Source organism: Roseitalea porphyridii (genome assembly GCF_004331955.1).
In the GTDB taxonomy this organism is placed as follows: Bacteria; Pseudomonadota; Alphaproteobacteria; order Rhizobiales; family Rhizobiaceae; genus Roseitalea; species Roseitalea porphyridii.
In genome coordinates, this window is the sequence record NZ_CP036532.1 from 3,349,772 (window position 1) to 3,364,738 (window position 14,967).

A 14,967-nucleotide genomic window follows, 5' to 3' on the forward strand; every position below is an offset into this window, starting at 1 on the left:
TGATGATCAAAACGGGACCGCCGCCACGACACCCCGTGGCATTGTCTGGATATCAAAAACCGTTGCTCTGATCGTGACCAGGCATGCGGACTTCATCAGGGCCAGCGGTCAAAAGCACCGCGCACAATGGCCGGACACATGACCGCACCCGGCCGCGATCGCCATCAGCTCAAATCAACCCTTGCTAAACCGGGGCCGTCCACACATGACATTGTCGCAAACAGGTATTCGACGACCAGAAGTCCGCCAAGGACCGATAGCAGGTTACGCCGCCTTGCCCATATAGGTGACCGCGAGCGCCAGGGTAGCGATCTGCGGATAGTCGCTTTCGGGGATTTCGATGCCGAAACGGGTGTGTAGCGCGGTCACCAGATTGAGCACGTCCATGGAATCGAGTTCCAGATCGTCCTGAATGTGATCATTGTCCGATACAGTTTCGGGATCGATGTCGGGCGCGACCCTGTTCAATTCTTCAAGGTAGGCGGCACGGATTTCCTGCGGTTTCATAGCGCCTCCGGCGATTGCATCAGTTCATCGAACACCGCCAGGAACTTCGCAGCCTGGCGTCCGTCGCACACGCGATGATCGACCGATAGGACCACGGTGACCGTTTCGCGCGGCACGACCTTCTCGTCGACCACAAAGGGCCGTCGCTGCGGCGCGCCGATGCCGACAAGGGCGACCTGCGGCGGAAAGATCACGCCCGTCATGGCTTCCGCGCCGATTTCGCCCAGCGCCGAAATGGTGATCGTGCCCTTGATCATTTCCGAGCCGCGCAAGCGACCGGCCCGGGCACGTGTGACCAGATCGCGCATGTCGGCCATGATCGCGTCGAGCGATTTAGTCTCGGCGTCGAACAGGGCCGGCGCGACGAGTCCGCCGCCACGAAGCGCAATCGCAACGCCAGCATGGACCGACTCGGAGTTCACAAATCCAATGTCGGTGAAATGGCCGTTCACCGTCGGCACTTGCGCGGCGGCAAGCGCGCCCGCCCGCACGAACAACGCGCCCATTAGGAGCCGGTCTGCGGGTTTCCGTCCGGCATTGGTGGCCTCCAGCCACGCTGTCGCCGGCTGAAGGTCGATCGTCTGGCTGACATAGAAGTGCGGAATTTCGCGCTTGGACCGGCTCATGGCGGCGGCGATCGCCTTGCGCATTTCGGCCATGGGCGATGGCTTTTCCGCAGCTTCCGGCGTAGGCGAAGGCTTTTCGGTTTCGGCAGGTCCTTGCGCGGGTCTGGCGGCGCCCGCCCGATCGACATCCTCAAGCAGGACCGCGCCGCCAGGGCCGGACCCGGCGATGTCCTGAAGCTTCAAACCGAGTTCGCCCGCCCGCTTGCGCGCGGCCGGAGAGGCTGCGACCCCGCCCGGCGGCGGAGCGGCCGCTGGCACGGGCCGCGCCTTTGGTGGTTCCGGCTTGGCTGGCGGCGAAGGCGCGGTGGGCGCAGCGGCTTCGGCCACTTCCGGTTCCGGCGCAGCGACCTCGTGCGCCTCCTCGCCCTCGGCGAGGATCACCGCGAGCGGCGCGCCGACCGGCAGCTTCTGGCCGATGTCCGCGGTCAGCTCGCGCACCGTGCCGGCCTCGAACGTCTCGATCTCGATGGCGCCCTTTTGCGTCTCGACCACGGCGACCACATCGCCGCGCCTGACCTCGTCGCCCGGCTTGATCATCCATTCGACAAGCGTACCGGCGTCCATGTCGGCGCCGAGCGACGGCATGGCGAAAACGCCCATGATCAACGCCCCAGCACGGCTCTGGCGCCCGCCACGATCGACGGCACCTGCGGGATCGCAGCATCCTCGAGATGCTTCGGATAGGGGATCGGCACCTCAACCGAACATACCCGGCCGACCGGCGCGTCAAGATGCCAGAAACCCTGCTCCATGATCCGCGCCGAAATCTCGGCGGCGAGCGAGCCGGTGCGCCAGCCCTCATCGATAATCAGCGCCCGGCGGGTCTTGGCCACCGAAGCAATGATCGTCTCGTCATCGAGCGGGCGCAGGGAGCGCAGATCGATCACCTCGGCCTCGATGCCCTCGCCGACGAGCTGTTCGGCCGCTTCCATCGCCTTGTGCAGGCTGCCGCCATAGGTGATGAGCGAGATATCGCTGCCCTTGCGTCGAACCATGGCCCTTGAGATGTCCACCGGCCCGGCGTTAGCGTGGATCTGTTCCTCGCGGTTGTAGAGCATAACGTTTTCGAAGATCAGAACGGGATCGGGGTCTTCGAGCGCGGTCCAGAGCATGCCGCGCGCGTCCTCGACCGTGCCCGGCGCGAGGACCTTCAGCCCCGGAATGTGCGCGTACCAGCCCTCGAGCGAATGCGAATGCTGCGCGGCAAGCTGCTTGCCCGCCCCGGTCGCCATGCGGATGACCAGCGGCACGCCGAACTGGCCGCCCGACATGTGCCGCATGGTCGCCGCCGTGTTGAGGATTTGGTCGAGCGCCAGCAGGCTGAAATTGACGGTCATCAGTTCGACGATGGGGCGCATGCCGGCCGCCGCCGCGCCGATCCCCGCGCCGGTGAAGCCCGATTCCGAAAGCGGCGTATCGCGGATGCGCTCTTCGCCGAATTCGGCCATCAGGCCCTTGGAGACCGCGTAGCAGCCGCCATAGGCGCCGACATCCTCGCCCATCAGGAAGACCCGTTCGTCGCGGATCATCGCGTCCATGATCGCCTGTCGGACCGCCTCCCGATAGGTCATGGCGACCGTTTCGCCCGAGGGCGCGACCGGGGCGGGCGGCGCGGGCTGTTCGCCCAGAACGTGCGTCTCGAGATCGGCGACCGGCTCCCACGTGCCGTTTTCGGCAAATGTCACCGCCTCGGCGATCTCGGCATCGACGCGCTGCTCGATCTGCCCGATCTCCGCTTCGTCGATGAGGTGGTTGGCCTGCAGCCAGGTCTGGAAGCGCACGATCGGACCCTTCGGGCGCCAAGCCTCGATCTCTTCCTTCTGCCGGTAGAGCTGGGCGTCGAACATCGAATGGGCGCGGAAGCGATATGTCCGGCACTCCAGGAACACCGGCGCCCCTGTCTCACGGATTCGCGCGATGGCCCGCCGCGCCGCCGCCTCGACGGCGACCACATCCATGCCGTCGACCACTTCGGCCTCGATGCCATAGGCGGCGGCCTTTGCGTGGATGTCGGTCTCGGCCTCGGTTCGTGCGAGCGCCGAGCCCATCGCATAGCCATTGTTCTCGCACACGAACAGGACCGGCAGGTTCCAGAGCTTGGCAAGGTTCAGCGTCTCGTGGAATTCGCCCTCGGCGACCGCGCCCTCGCCGAAGAAGCAGGCGGTGACGTTGGAGGTGCCCAGCATCCGGTCGGCCAGCGCCAGACCGCCGGCGAGCGGCAGCCCGCCGCCGACGATGGCATTGCCGCCATAGAAGTTGGTGGCGCTGTCGAACAGGTGCATCGAGCCGCCGCGCCCGCCCGAACAGCCTTCGGCCTTGCCGAACATCTCCGCCATGACCGTGGTCATCGGCACGCCACGGACCAGCGCATGGCCGTGCTCCCGGTAGGTGGCGACGATCCGGTCCTCGGATTTGAGCACCGGAATGGTGCCGGTCGCGATCGCTTCCTCGCCGTCGTAAAGGTGCAGGAAGCCGCGAATCTTCTTTTGCGTGTAGAGTTCGGCGCACTTGTCCTCGAAGCGGCGGATGCGGATCATGCTCTCGAGCAGCGAGAGCATGTGCGCATGGTCAAGGCGCGGCTTGTCGATGACGCTCATGTCTCGTCGGTCTCCAGTGTCGAGATATCGCCCTCGGGCAGGCCCAGTTCGCGTGCCTTCAGGAGCCGCCGCATGATCTTGCCCGAGCGGGTCTTGGGCAGCGTGTTGCGGAAGACGATCGCGCGCGGGGCGACGGCAGGCCCAAGCTTCTTGCGGGCATGGCCGCGGATGGCGCGCTCCAGGTCCTCAGACGGCTCGAAGCCCGGGTTGAGCGTGACATAGGCCTTGACCAATTCCCCGGCGGTCTCGTCGGGCACGCCGATCACGCCGGCCTCGGCGACAGCGTTGTGCTCGATCAGCGCGCTTTCCACCTCGAACGGGCCGATCAGATGGCCGGACGACTTGATCAGATCGTCGGCGCGCCCGACGAACCAGAAATAGCCGTCCTTGTCGGCCATGGCGAGATCGCCCGAAAAGTACCAGCCGCCGGCGAACGCCTTGTCGTAACGCGCCTGCTCGTGAAGGTAGGCGCGCATCATGGACGGCCAGCCCGGGCGCAGCGCCAGTTCGCCGATTTCGCCAGGGGCGCAAGGCCGCACCGCGCCGTCCTCGCGGTCGATGATGGCCGCCTCGATGCCCGGCAGCGGTTTGCCCATCGAGCCGGGCCGGATGTCCATGGCGCGCGTGTTGGCGATGATGATGCCGCCGGTTTCGGTCTGCCACCAATTGTCGTGGAAGGGCCGGCCGAACACCTCGTTGCTCCAGATGACGGCCTCGGGATTGAGCGGCTCGCCAACGCTGGCCAGGAATTGCAGCGAGGAGAAGTCGTAGGGTGCGGCCGCCTCGGCGCCGGCGCGCATCATCATCCGGATCGCGGTCGGCGCGGAATACCAGATCTCGACCTTCTCGTCCCGGACTATGCCGTACCAGCGCTCCAGATCGAACTCGGCCTCGTCGACGATCATCGTCACCCGATGCACGAACGGCGCGATGATGCCATAGGATGTGCCCGTCACCCAGCCCGGATCGGCCGTGCACCAGTAGACCGCACCCGGCTTGAGTTCGAGCGCGTAGCGGCCGGAATGGGCGTGATAGACCACGGCCTGGTGGACGTGGACGGCGCCCTTGGGCTTGCCGGTCGTGCCCGAGGTGAAATGGATCAGCGCGGTGTCCTCGGGCCGCGTGTGGACCACCTCGAATTTGTCCGAGGCCGAATCCAGGGCCGGGCCCAGCGCCACGCACCCTTCCGGCGCCTCGTCCGCGTCGGCAATCAGCACCAGCTTCAGCGAGGGAATTTCGTCGCGCCATGGCGCGATCTTGCGCTTGTAGAGCGCGGCGGTCGTCAGAAGCACGTTGGCTTCGCCGATCTCCATGCGCGTGCGGATCGGCTCGGGCCCGAAGGCGGAGAACAGCGGCGTGAACACCATGCCCGCCTTCAGCGCGCCGATTGCCGCCGCGTAGAGTTCGGGGACCCGGCCCATCAGCGCAAACAGGCTGTCCCCACGCTCGATGCCGTGATCCCGGAGCACGTTGGCAAAGCGCGACGACAAAGCCGCCATGTCGGCATAGGTCAGCGCGCGCCGGCTGTCATCCTTGCCGATCCAGCGCATGGCGACCTGATCGCCATAGCCGTGCTCAACGTGACGATCGATGGCCTCATAGCCGATGTTTAACGCGCCGCCCGGCAGGCCATCGAGCAGCGCTTGTGCGTCGTCCCAGGAAAACGCCGCGCGTGTCGCGTCCGGGTCGGCCATGGCCGCGCCCGCCCGCTCCTGGCGGCCCTTGGTGATGATCTCCTCCATGCCGCAGTCCTCCCTGCTGCACGAACCAACCGTGCAGCAGGGCCGGACAGCGCGACATGACCTAGGTCAAGCGATCGGGCCGGGTGACATCGCCGTGTAAACGGCCGAATTCGGGTGGGCACCCACGGCTGCCCGCGGCCCGCCGCCGCTGTCGATTATCGACCACGGCATTAACCTTGATCAAGGACAGGCCGGCGGCGCTAATTCAGTTTCACATCAAGCATTGCGACGATGCGCGCAGGTCAGGCAGCCGGGAGTCGCGCAAGTGTGATACTTTGTGGCCGGCAGCGGTTCGCCCCTACGAGCGGGCGAGCGGGGCCGCCAGCCACGACGACTGTACATGCGGGGAGTGATCCGAATTGACCGGCGACCAGATCGGCCACATCGTTTCCCTTCAGGGCGGTATCGCCGACATCCGCTTCTCGGACGCGGTACCGGAAATCGGCTCCCGGCTGGTCACCCTGTCAGAGCCGGCGATGACGATCGAGGTTTCCAGCCTTCCGGGCGCCGACACCGCGCGCGGTCTGGTTCTCGATCCAGCGCCGGAGTTGCGTCTGGGGCTTGGCGTGCGCGACACAGGCGGGCCGCTGACCGTGCCTGTGGGGGGAGAGTTGCTCGGCCGCATGCTGAACATCTTCGGCGAGACGATCGACGGCAAGGCACCACTCGAAGACCTCCCGCGCCGCTCGATCCGTGGCCACAAGGTTCCGCTGGCCCACCGGCGCGTCGAAGGGGAGATGTTCCATACCGGCATCAAGGCCATCGACCTGCTGAGCCCGCTCGAAAGGGGCGGCAAGGCGGGCCTGTTCGGTGGCGCCGGTGTTGGCAAGACCGTTCTGATTACCGAGATGATTCACAACATGGTCGCCGAATATGAGGGAATCAGCCTGTTCTGCGGCATCGGCGAACGCTGCCGCGAGGCAGAAGAGCTCTATCGCGAAATGCATCAGGCCGGCGTTCTTGACCGAACCGTCATGGTGTTTGGGCAGATGAACGAAAGCCCCGGCATTCGTTTCCGGGTCGGGCACGCCGCGCTGACCATGGCCGAGTATTTCCGTGACGACCAACGACAGAACGTGCTGGTGCTGATCGACAACATCTTTCGCTTCGTCCAGGCCGGCTCAGAGGTCTCTGGCCTTCTGGGCCGTATTCCGTCACGCGTCGGCTACCAGCCAACGCTCGGCACCGAGCTTGCCGAACTCGAAGAACGCATCTGCTCCACCGACCGCGGCACGATGACGTCCATCCAGGCCGTCTACGTACCCGCCGACGACTTCACCGATCCGGCCGCCACGCATACCTTCTCGCACCTTTCGGCCTCAATCGTGCTGTCGCGCAAGAAGGCCTCCGAAGGGCTCTACCCGGCGATCGACCCGCTCAAGTCCTTCTCCAAGATCCTGACCCCGGGCGCGGTCAGCGATCGCCACTACCGGGTCGCGCGCGCGGTACGCAACACGCTCGCCGAATATGAGGACATGAAGGACATCATCGCGATGCTGGGGCTCGAGGAACTGTCCGAAAAGGACCGGGCGACGGTCCGGCGCGCGCGGCGTCTAGAACGGTTCCTGACCCAGCCCTTCTTCTCGACCGGACAGATGACGGGGCAAGCGGGCCGGTTCGTCGATCTGGAGGACACGCTGACGTCGTGCGAGCGGATACTCGCCGACGAGCTGGCGGGCCGTGAGGAAGGCGCTTTTTACATGATCGGTTCGGTCGAAGAACTGGAACACAACGGGAAGGCACTCGGCGATGCGGCTCAAGATCGTGACTCCTGACCGGATAATGCTGAACCAGCCGGTCAGCCGCATCGTGGCCGAGGGTCCGGACGGGGCCTTCGGCATGCTGCCCCTACATGTCGACTTCGTCACGCAGCTCGTTCCCGGAATCCTCGTCTACGAGGATCGACAGGGCCGTGAGCACTATGCCGGGATCAATTCAGGCACGCTGGTCAAATGCGGCGCGGAAGTGCTGGTCTCGACGCGTGGCGCCGTGCTCAGCGACGATCTAGAAAGACTGCGGCGGCGCGTCGCCGCCGAATTCAGGCAGACCGATGAAACCGAACGGGCCGCACGAGCAGCTCTGGCGCGCCTGGAAGCCCAGATGGTGCGCCGGTTCCGCGAACTGGATTTGCCCTCATGACGACGAACGAAGACGACAACACCGACCGGGACGAAGCCACCCAGATCGCCCACAAGGCTCGGCGCAAGCAAAGGGCGGAACGCGCGCATTCGGAAAGCCCATGGTTCGGCCTTGGTCTGTTCGGGCTTGTCGGCTGGGCGGTGGCGGTGCCGACGGTGGCCGGCATCGCGCTGGGGCTTTGGCTCGACGGGCGCATCGCCTCAGACACCTCGTGGACGCTGGTCTGCCTGTTCGCCGGCGTCGCACTGGGCTGTCTGAACGCCTGGTTCTGGGTGCAGCGGGAGAGTCGCGATGATTGAAGACGCCCAGTCTGTTGCGACCCTGGCGCTCGCCCTGGCGGGCGGTGCCGTTGTTGGCGCGCTTCATGCCCGCCTGCTCTGGCTCTCGGTCAACCAACTCATTCATGACGGCAGGATCTGGGTCTTCGCCGCCGGCGCGCTCGGCCGCCTGGCATTGATTGTTGTAGCAACGGCGTGGTTCCTCAACGTCGCTGATGGCCGACTGATCGACCTGGCGGTGGCGGTTGTCGGCTTTGTTACGGCGCGGATCGCCGCGACCCGGCTGGTCAAGCGCGGGTTCGAGGGGCGCTGAGCGATGGATATCAGTCCCGACCAATGGATCCTCTTGGAATGGCGCGACTGGCGGCTCAACGCCACAATCGTCTTCACTTGGGCCATTATGGCGTTGCTGGTCCTAGGCTCATGGTCGATCACTGCGCGCCTTTCGGAGGGCGAGACCGTCTCGCGCTGGCAGGTCATGCTCGAGGTCATCGTTTCGGGCATCCGCGACCAGATCGCCGATGTCGGTGCACACGAGCCGGCGCGCTATCTGCCGTTCATCGGGACTCTGTTCCTGTTCATCGCCACGGCCAACCTGCTGACGATCATCCCCGGCTACCAGCCTCCGACCGGCTCGCTGTCGACGACCGCCGCGCTAGCCGTTTGCGTGCTGATCGCCGTGCCGGTCTTCACCATCGCCCAGCGCGGCCTGGGCGCCTATCTGCGCAACTACATCCAGCCAACGCCTTTGATGCTGCCGTTCAACCTGATCGGGGAGTTCTCGAGGACATTGGCGCTGGCCATCCGTCTTTATGGCAATGTGATGAGCGGGACGATCATCGTCGGCATACTCATTGCCGTCGCGCCGTTCTTCTTTCCGGTGATGATGCAGCTTCTGGGGCTGCTGACCGGGTTGATCCAGGCCTACATCTTCGCCGTGCTGGCCATGGTCTACATCGCCTCGGCCACCCGCACGCGTCAGCGGAACGAGGATGGCGGACGGGCGACCAGCGGCGAAAAAACCGAAACGGAACAGGAGAGATGATCATGGACGCCGCCACATGGATCGCCATCGTGTCGATCGTCACCGCCGGGCTGACCATCGCCATCGGCTCGATCGGCCCGGCCCTCGCCGAGGGACGCGCCGCCTCCAACGCGCTGATGGCGATCGCCCAACAGCCCGACGAAGCAAACACCATAACCCGGACGCTGTTCGTCAGCCTGGCGATGATCGAATCGACGGCGATCTATTGTTTCGTGGTCGCGATGATCCTGATTTTCGCCAATCCCTTCACGGCCGCCGCAACACAAGCCGCCACGGGAGGTTAGCCGTGCACATCGACTGGCTGACCGTCACGGCCCAGATCGTCAACTTCCTGATCCTGGTATGGCTGCTTCAGCGGTTCCTGTACCGGCCGATCATTATCGCGATGGCACGGCGCGAAGCGCGTATCGAGGCCCGGCTCGCCGGTGCCAAGTCCGCCCGGCAGGATGCCGAGGACGAGGCGCAGGCCTGGCGGGACAAGCAGCGGGAACTGGACGATCGCAAGTCGGCAATCATTGAGGAGGCACGACGCGAGGCCGAAAGCATGCGCGCCCGGCTGGAAGAGGAGATACGTGCCGAGATGAAGGAAAGGCGCAGCGCCTGGGCCGAGCATCTGCAGGAGGAGCGTGAGGATGTCGCGCAGGCCCTGCGCAAGCGCATGGCGCGCCATGTCCAGGAAACGACACGCAGAATTCTCGCCGACTTCGCCGATGCCGATCTCGCCGGTCAGGTCGCCAAGGAGTTCGGCTTGAGGCTCGAGGCATTGGGCGACGACGACCGCCAGCGGCTTGCCGAGGCCGCCGCAAGAACCCGCAATCCGGCACTGGTCGAAAGCGGCGTCACGCTGACCGCGCCGGTGCGCGCACGCATCACGCGCGCGATTCACGAGCAGATCGCAGACGGCATGAAGGTGAATTATCGGACGGCCGAGGACGTGTTGATGGGGGTGCGGTTGACCGTTGGCGACCAGACGTTGGAATGGTCTGCGGGCGAATACCTGGACCGGGTCGAGACACTCGTCGCCGAAGCGCTGGAGACGGCCGGCCGTGCTGGCCGGATCGAAGCGCAGGAGCCATCGCGTGCTTGAGCGGTTCAGCGAGGATCTGTTCGGCCGGATGGAAGAGGTGCTTGCAGACACCAGGCCGGCCCTCAAGATCGCCGAGGTCGCGCGCGTGCTCAATGTCGGCAACGGCATCGCCGAACTGGCCGGCTTCACGGACCTTCGGGCGGACGAACTGGTCACATTCACCAGCGGAGAGATGGGCATTGCCTCAAATCTCGGCGAAGAGCGCACGGGCGTGATCGTCCTTGGCGACGCGTCGCGGATCCGACCCGGCGAAAAGGTCCGCCGTACCGGCCGCGTCGTCGATGTGCCGGTGGGCGAGGCGATGGTCGGCCGGGTCGTCGACGCGCTTGGCCGGCCCATCGACGAACGCGGGCCGATCCGCGCCGACCAACGCATGCCGATTGAAAGACCCGCCGCCCCCATCATCCACCGGGCGCCGGTCGACCAGCCACTGCCCACCGGCATCAAGGCGATTGACGCGGCGATACCCATCGGCCGGGGGCAGCGCGAACTGATCCTGGGCGACCGGCAGACCGGCAAGACAGCGATCGGCGTCGACGCCATCCTTAACCAGCGCGATACCGGCGTGCTCTCGATCTACTGCGCCATCGGCCAGCGCGCTTCGGCGGTGGCGCGTGTCGTTCAGTCGTTGATGGACGGCGGGGCGCTCGACCGCTCCATCGTCGTCGTCGCCGGCGGAGAGGACGCGCCGGGCCTGCAATTCATTGCGCCCTATGCGGCTACCACGATGGCGGAGGCGTTCATGGCCGCCGGCCGCGACGTGCTGATCGTCTATGACGACCTGACCCGTCATGCCCGGGCCTATCGCGAACTGTCGCTGCTGCTGCGCCGACCGCCGGGACGCGAGGCCTATCCGGGCGACATCTTCTACATCCACTCGCGGCTTCTGGAACGCTCGACCCGGCTCAAGGACGAATATGGCGGAGGCTCGCTGACCGCGCTGCCGGTCATCGAGACCCAGGCGCAGAACATCTCCGCCTACATTCCCACCAACCTGATCTCGATCACCGACGGGCAGGTCTACCTTTCGCCCGAATTGTTCGAAAAGGGACATCTGCCGGCCATCGACATCGGCGCATCGGTCAGCCGCGTCGGCGGCAAGGCCCAGCTCCCGGCCTACCGTGCCGTGGCCGGCGATCTACGCCTGTCCTACTCGCAGTTCGAAGAGCTCGAGAGCTTCGCGCGCTTCGGGACGCAGCTCGACGAGGATACCAGGGCCCGGCTCACCCGCGGACGGCGCGTGCGTGCGGTGCTGATGCAAGCCGAACGCGAGCATCTGGGGGTCGCCGAGCAGATCGCCGGGCTTCTGGCCGCGACGGAGGGGCTGTTCGACGAGATTCCGGTCGACCGCATCAGGCAGGCCGAGCAGGCCGCGCGGAAAGCCGCGCAACGCCATTGCCCGGAGATCTGCGCGCGGATCGAACGCGGCGGTGATCTCGAAGAGGCCGACCGCGAGGCGCTGGTCACGGAGATGGACACCGCACTTGTAGCCTTCAGACCGGCCCGGCAGGACGAGGACGGCGATGGAGACGCTTGAAGCACTATCGGCCCGGCTCGCCACGACCGAGGACATCAAGTCCATCGTTCGAACGATGAAGTCGCTTTCGTCGGCATCGATCCGCCAATACGAGCACGCCGTCGAAGCGATGAGCGACTACGAGCGGGCGATCGAGCTCGGCCTGAGGGCGGTGTTGCGCGACCGGCGGCGGCAGGGTGGCTGGTTACCGACCCGCGGCGAACGGCCGCCGGGGCGACGCCACGCGCTGATTGTCATCGGCTCGGATCGCGGCCTTTGCGGGCGCTTCAACGACCGGATCGCGCGCCACGCAAGGCTCGCCATCGACGCGGTGGCCTCGAACGGGGAGCAGGCGCGTCCGCTGCTCTGCGTTGTCGGACTGCGCGCCGCCGCAAGGCTCGAGGCAGCTGGGCACCCGGCCGACCGGCTGTTCATGCTGCCCGGATCGATCGCCGGCCTTGCCGGCTCGGTGCAAAAGGTGGCCATTGAGGTCGATCGCTGGTCTTCCGATGAAGGCGCAAACAGGGTCGACATCGTCTTCAACCGACGCAACGAGCATGCGCTGGCCGAACCGGTCCGGCGCGCCGTGCTGCCGGTTCCGCGTGACTATCTGGACGGGCTATCCCGCCAAGACTGGCCATCGCGCGGACTACCCCTTTTTCGTATGGATGCGGCGCGGCTGTTCAACTGGCTCATCGGCCAATTTCTGTTCGTCAGGCTTTACCAGTCGCTTGCGGAATCGCTGGCCAGCGAGCACGCCTCCCGCCTCGCGGCCATGCAGAACGCAGAACGCAACATCGACGACCGACGCGAGGTCCTGCAAGCGCAGTACCGCAAGAAGCGCCAGGAGACGATCACGCGGGAGTTGCTCGACGTCGTTGCCGGGTTCGAGTCGGTGCGTGCCCGGCGGTAGCGTTCTAGGCAGAGCCAAACTCGCCGGGTCACAACAGCCCCACCGAAAAGCAGAGATCAGCTCTAGCGGACGCCTCGGATGCTGACCGGGGGGCAATGGTCCGACAACGAACAGCGATCGAGCGAGGTCCGTGAAGCCGCGGCGTTTGCGGCCAAACGCCGGTGGCCCTGTCGGTTCGACGGGCCCCGTTGCGCCACTGTCACGCTGGTTTCACCTTCAGGCGCACGCTAGTCTTGGCCACGTCGTTCGGCCTGATGGCGACGCAAAGAACGGGTTCATTCGGCTTTGCATCAGTCCAAGAAGCCGCGAACTTGGTCCGAAACAAAGAAGAAGCCCCGCCGAAGCGGGCCCAGTTGCCGCAGACGTTAAAGTGCGGCGGCTGGGGCGCCGCTGATACCCGTCGGGCACCTATTCCTTGATGTACGGCTGGCCGTCCGCGGCGGGTGGTCGTGAGCGGCCGACAATGCCCGCCACCACGATGATCGTCGCGATGTAGGGCGACATGGCCAGGAACTCCGACGGGATCGGTGTTTGCAGCAATGCCAGCTTCTGCTGCATGGCGTCGGCGAAACCGAAGACGAGCGCGGCCAGCAACGCGCCAACCGGATGCCAGCGCCCGAAAATCATCGCGGCAAGGCCGATGAAGCCGCGGCCACCGGTCATGTTCTCGTGAAACCGTCCGACCGAGCCAAGCGTGAACCATGCCCCGCCGAAACCGGCGACCATGCCCGCGACGGTGACGTTGATGTAGCGGGTCTGATAGACATTGATGCCCAGCGTATCGGCAGCGCGCGGATACTCGCGTCGATCGGCTGGTCCGAACCGATGACCGCGCGCAGGAAGGCGCGATCACCGCCATCGCCACAGCCGAGCCGATGTTCGCCCAGCTGCCAGATGTCGCCCGGTTGCGTGACCGGGTCGGCTGGCACCGGCGGGATGGCCTCATCGTCCGGGTCGACCGCCATGGTCAGGGCAACATCGATCTCGCCCGGGGAGAAGCCGGTCAGATCGACACCGATCTCGCTGTCGAGCGCTGACAGCTCACCCAGCTCGATCCGCAGCATCTCGGTGTCCCAGGACGCGTTCAGCCCGATCTTGTTGTCGGCCAACCTCAGAGCGCGCTTTTGACGATCGGACATACCGGCAAGCGTGATTGTCGGCACGCGGCCAAGGTCGATCTGCTTGGCTGCCAGGAGCCGCCCATGGCCGGCGATGATCTCGCCGTCAGGGTCGATCAGGATCGGATTGACAGAGCCGAACGCCTCGATCGAGGCCGCGATCTGGTCGATCTGCCGCCTGGGATGGGTGCGCGCATTGTGTTTGAAGGGCCGAAGCTCGGAGGGGGTCGACAGACGACGGTCAGGTCCGATGGCACTTTGTGACCGACGGTCATGGGCACGCCTCTTGCGTGTCTTCTCGTTTGTTGGCCGCAGCATGGACCGATCCGTCGCGCCGCCAAAATCTGCTGGCAAATCCCGCTGGACTTTGGCGGCAAGCCGAGCACAGTTGTCCACAGCCTGGCACGCCGGGCTCTTCTCGGTAACGGCGGCCCTCGCCGCCCAATCGAGGAGAGCAGATCATGCCATCACCAAAAACCCAGACCGACCGGCCGGACGCCCGAACGGATCACGTCGAACCGCGTTGCAATCGCGGCGCTGACAAGGCCGGCGGACGTTCTGCGGCAGGCAAGCCCGGCCCGCCGGCCAGCCGACCAAGCTCGACAGAATCGTTCCGCAGCTCTCAAAGCCCAATGGCGCCAGTCTTGAAGCGTTGATGACACTGACCGGTTGGCAGGCCCATTCGGTCCGCGGCGCCCTTGCCGGCAGCCTCAAGCGCAAGGGGCACCAGATCGTCTCCGACAAAACCGATGGCGTCCGCCGCTACCGGATCGCGGTGACGCCATGAGGCCTCATCACGACCCCGATGCGCTGAGCGCCCTCATCGCAGAGCTCGACGATGCCGATCTCGATGGTCTGCGCGCCCGATGGCGCCATCATTAAGGACCGCCGCCCAAGCTGCGATCGGTCGAACTGCTCCGCCTGTCGCTGGCCTGGCGGCTGCAAGCCGCACAGCTGGGCGGTCTTGATGCCAAGGCACGCAAGCAGTTGCGCAAGCGCGGGCCCGTTCAGGCCGAGGGGCTCGATCTTGGCATCGGTGCCCGCCTCAGGCGTCAATGGAAGGGCACGATGGTCGAGGTGGTCGTCGAGGCTGACGGGTTCCGCTTTGATGGCACGCTCTATCCCAGCCTGTCGGCGGCGGCCGCCGCCATTGCCGGCACCCGCTGTCAGCTGCTCGATGAAGGGCTGCGCATTCGCCATCTCCGCGCCACCGGAGGCGGTGACATCGGCAATCAGCCGTTCGAGCGCGTCGTGATCGACGGTGGCGTTTTCCCCGGACATCGCTAATGCGTAGCCGATCGGTGGCGACCGACGCAATTGCAATCAGGCGCGCGGAAGCTTGGGACAAGCCAAGTGTTGATGTGGCCTGGAAACAAGAAATGCCGCTATGCTTCGTTCA

17 protein-coding genes are annotated in these 14,967 nt (G+C 65.7%); 11 read left to right on the top strand and 6 right to left on the bottom strand.

The genetic code is table 11. The features are described 5' to 3' along the window. Window positions 1–264 precede the first annotated feature (264 nt). Genes E0E05_RS16360 through acsA form a run of 4 tightly spaced genes read right to left on the bottom strand, consistent with a single transcriptional unit; the run spans window position 265 to window position 5,472 of the window. Complete coding sequence (locus E0E05_RS16360) at window positions 265–507, bottom strand: acyl carrier protein (RefSeq protein WP_131617663.1); 243 nt, start codon at window positions 505–507, stop codon at window positions 265–267. After that, window positions 504–1,733: a dihydrolipoamide acetyltransferase family protein gene (locus E0E05_RS16365; protein WP_131617664.1), complete on the bottom strand. Its 1,230-nt coding sequence runs from the start codon at window positions 1,731–1,733 to the stop codon at window positions 504–506. The genes E0E05_RS16360 and E0E05_RS16365 overlap by 4 nt, the downstream gene beginning before the upstream one ends. 2 nt (window positions 1,734–1,735) lie before the next feature. Beyond that, entirely contained in the window at window positions 1,736–3,730 is a 1,995-nt protein-coding gene (gene pdhA, locus E0E05_RS17755) for a pyruvate dehydrogenase (acetyl-transferring) E1 component subunit alpha (RefSeq protein ID WP_131617665.1), read from the bottom strand. After that, complete coding sequence (acsA, locus tag E0E05_RS16375) at window positions 3,727–5,472, bottom strand: acetate--CoA ligase (RefSeq protein ID WP_131617666.1); 1,746 nt, start codon at window positions 5,470–5,472, stop codon at window positions 3,727–3,729. Before acsA ends, pdhA begins: the two co-directional genes overlap by 4 nt. Window positions 5,473–5,831: 359 nt before the next feature. On the opposite strand from acsA, the gene atpD reads away from it, so the two are divergent. The 9 genes from atpD to E0E05_RS16415 are packed head-to-tail and all read left to right on the top strand — an operon-like array spanning window position 5,832 to window position 12,450. Continuing rightward, on the top strand, window positions 5,832–7,247 hold the full coding sequence (gene atpD, locus E0E05_RS16380; protein WP_131617667.1) for a F0F1 ATP synthase subunit beta: 1,416 nt from the start codon (window positions 5,832–5,834) through the stop codon (window positions 7,245–7,247). Between the two features lie 7 nt (window positions 7,248–7,254). After that, on the top strand, window positions 7,255–7,611 hold the full coding sequence (locus E0E05_RS16385) for a F0F1 ATP synthase subunit epsilon (RefSeq protein WP_210215734.1): 357 nt from the start codon (window positions 7,255–7,257) through the stop codon (window positions 7,609–7,611). Further along, the gene (locus E0E05_RS16390; RefSeq protein ID WP_131617669.1) at window positions 7,608–7,910 is read left to right on the top strand and encodes an AtpZ/AtpI family protein; all 303 of its coding nucleotides are present in this window, start codon (window positions 7,608–7,610) and stop codon (window positions 7,908–7,910) included. The genes E0E05_RS16385 and E0E05_RS16390 overlap by 4 nt, the downstream gene beginning before the upstream one ends. Continuing rightward, window positions 7,903–8,202 (top strand): ATP synthase subunit I, encoded by a 300-nt coding sequence (locus tag E0E05_RS16395; RefSeq protein ID WP_131617671.1) that lies wholly within the window; start codon window positions 7,903–7,905, stop codon window positions 8,200–8,202. Before E0E05_RS16390 ends, E0E05_RS16395 begins: the two co-directional genes overlap by 8 nt. Window positions 8,203–8,205: 3 nt before the next feature. Beyond that, window positions 8,206–8,934 carry a F0F1 ATP synthase subunit A gene (locus E0E05_RS16400; RefSeq protein WP_131617672.1) on the top strand — a complete coding sequence of 243 codons (729 nt, stop codon included), beginning with the start codon at window positions 8,206–8,208 and terminating at the stop codon, window positions 8,932–8,934. A gap of 2 nt (window positions 8,935–8,936) precedes the next feature. Then, entirely contained in the window at window positions 8,937–9,218 is a 282-nt protein-coding gene (locus E0E05_RS17430) for a F0F1 ATP synthase subunit C (protein WP_063718552.1), read from the top strand. Continuing rightward, on the top strand, window positions 9,140–10,021 hold the full coding sequence (locus E0E05_RS16405) for a F0F1 ATP synthase subunit B family protein (protein WP_158629401.1): 882 nt from the start codon (window positions 9,140–9,142) through the stop codon (window positions 10,019–10,021). Before E0E05_RS17430 ends, E0E05_RS16405 begins: the two co-directional genes overlap by 79 nt. Then, complete coding sequence (locus E0E05_RS16410; RefSeq protein ID WP_280176646.1) at window positions 10,014–11,558, top strand: alternate F1F0 ATPase, F1 subunit alpha; 1,545 nt, start codon at window positions 10,014–10,016, stop codon at window positions 11,556–11,558. Before E0E05_RS16405 ends, E0E05_RS16410 begins: the two co-directional genes overlap by 8 nt. Further along, window positions 11,545–12,450, top strand: coding sequence for a F0F1 ATP synthase subunit gamma (locus E0E05_RS16415; RefSeq protein WP_131617674.1), 906 nt, complete (start codon window positions 11,545–11,547; stop codon window positions 12,448–12,450). The genes E0E05_RS16410 and E0E05_RS16415 overlap by 14 nt, the downstream gene beginning before the upstream one ends. 408 nt (window positions 12,451–12,858) lie before the next feature. Here the strand turns inward: E0E05_RS16415 and E0E05_RS16420 are convergent, their stop codons facing one another. Next, on the bottom strand, window positions 12,859–13,227 hold the full coding sequence (locus E0E05_RS16420) for an ABC transporter permease (RefSeq protein WP_342212209.1): 369 nt from the start codon (window positions 13,225–13,227) through the stop codon (window positions 12,859–12,861). Next, entirely contained in the window at window positions 13,110–13,964 is an 855-nt protein-coding gene (locus tag E0E05_RS16425; protein WP_244597817.1) for a ParB/Srx family N-terminal domain-containing protein, read from the bottom strand. Before E0E05_RS16425 ends, E0E05_RS16420 begins: the two co-directional genes overlap by 118 nt. 211 nt (window positions 13,965–14,175) lie before the next feature. Here E0E05_RS16425 and E0E05_RS16430 point away from each other — a divergent pair, with 211 nt between their 5' ends. After that, window positions 14,176–14,355 (top strand): DUF3489 domain-containing protein, encoded by a 180-nt coding sequence (locus tag E0E05_RS16430; RefSeq protein ID WP_131617675.1) that lies wholly within the window; start codon window positions 14,176–14,178, stop codon window positions 14,353–14,355. Window positions 14,356–14,507: 152 nt separating this feature from the next. After that, window positions 14,508–14,855, top strand: a complete 348-nt coding sequence (locus tag E0E05_RS17940) for a DUF2924 domain-containing protein (protein WP_428977604.1) — start codon at window positions 14,508–14,510, stop codon at window positions 14,853–14,855. Window positions 14,856–14,967 lie beyond the last annotated feature (112 nt).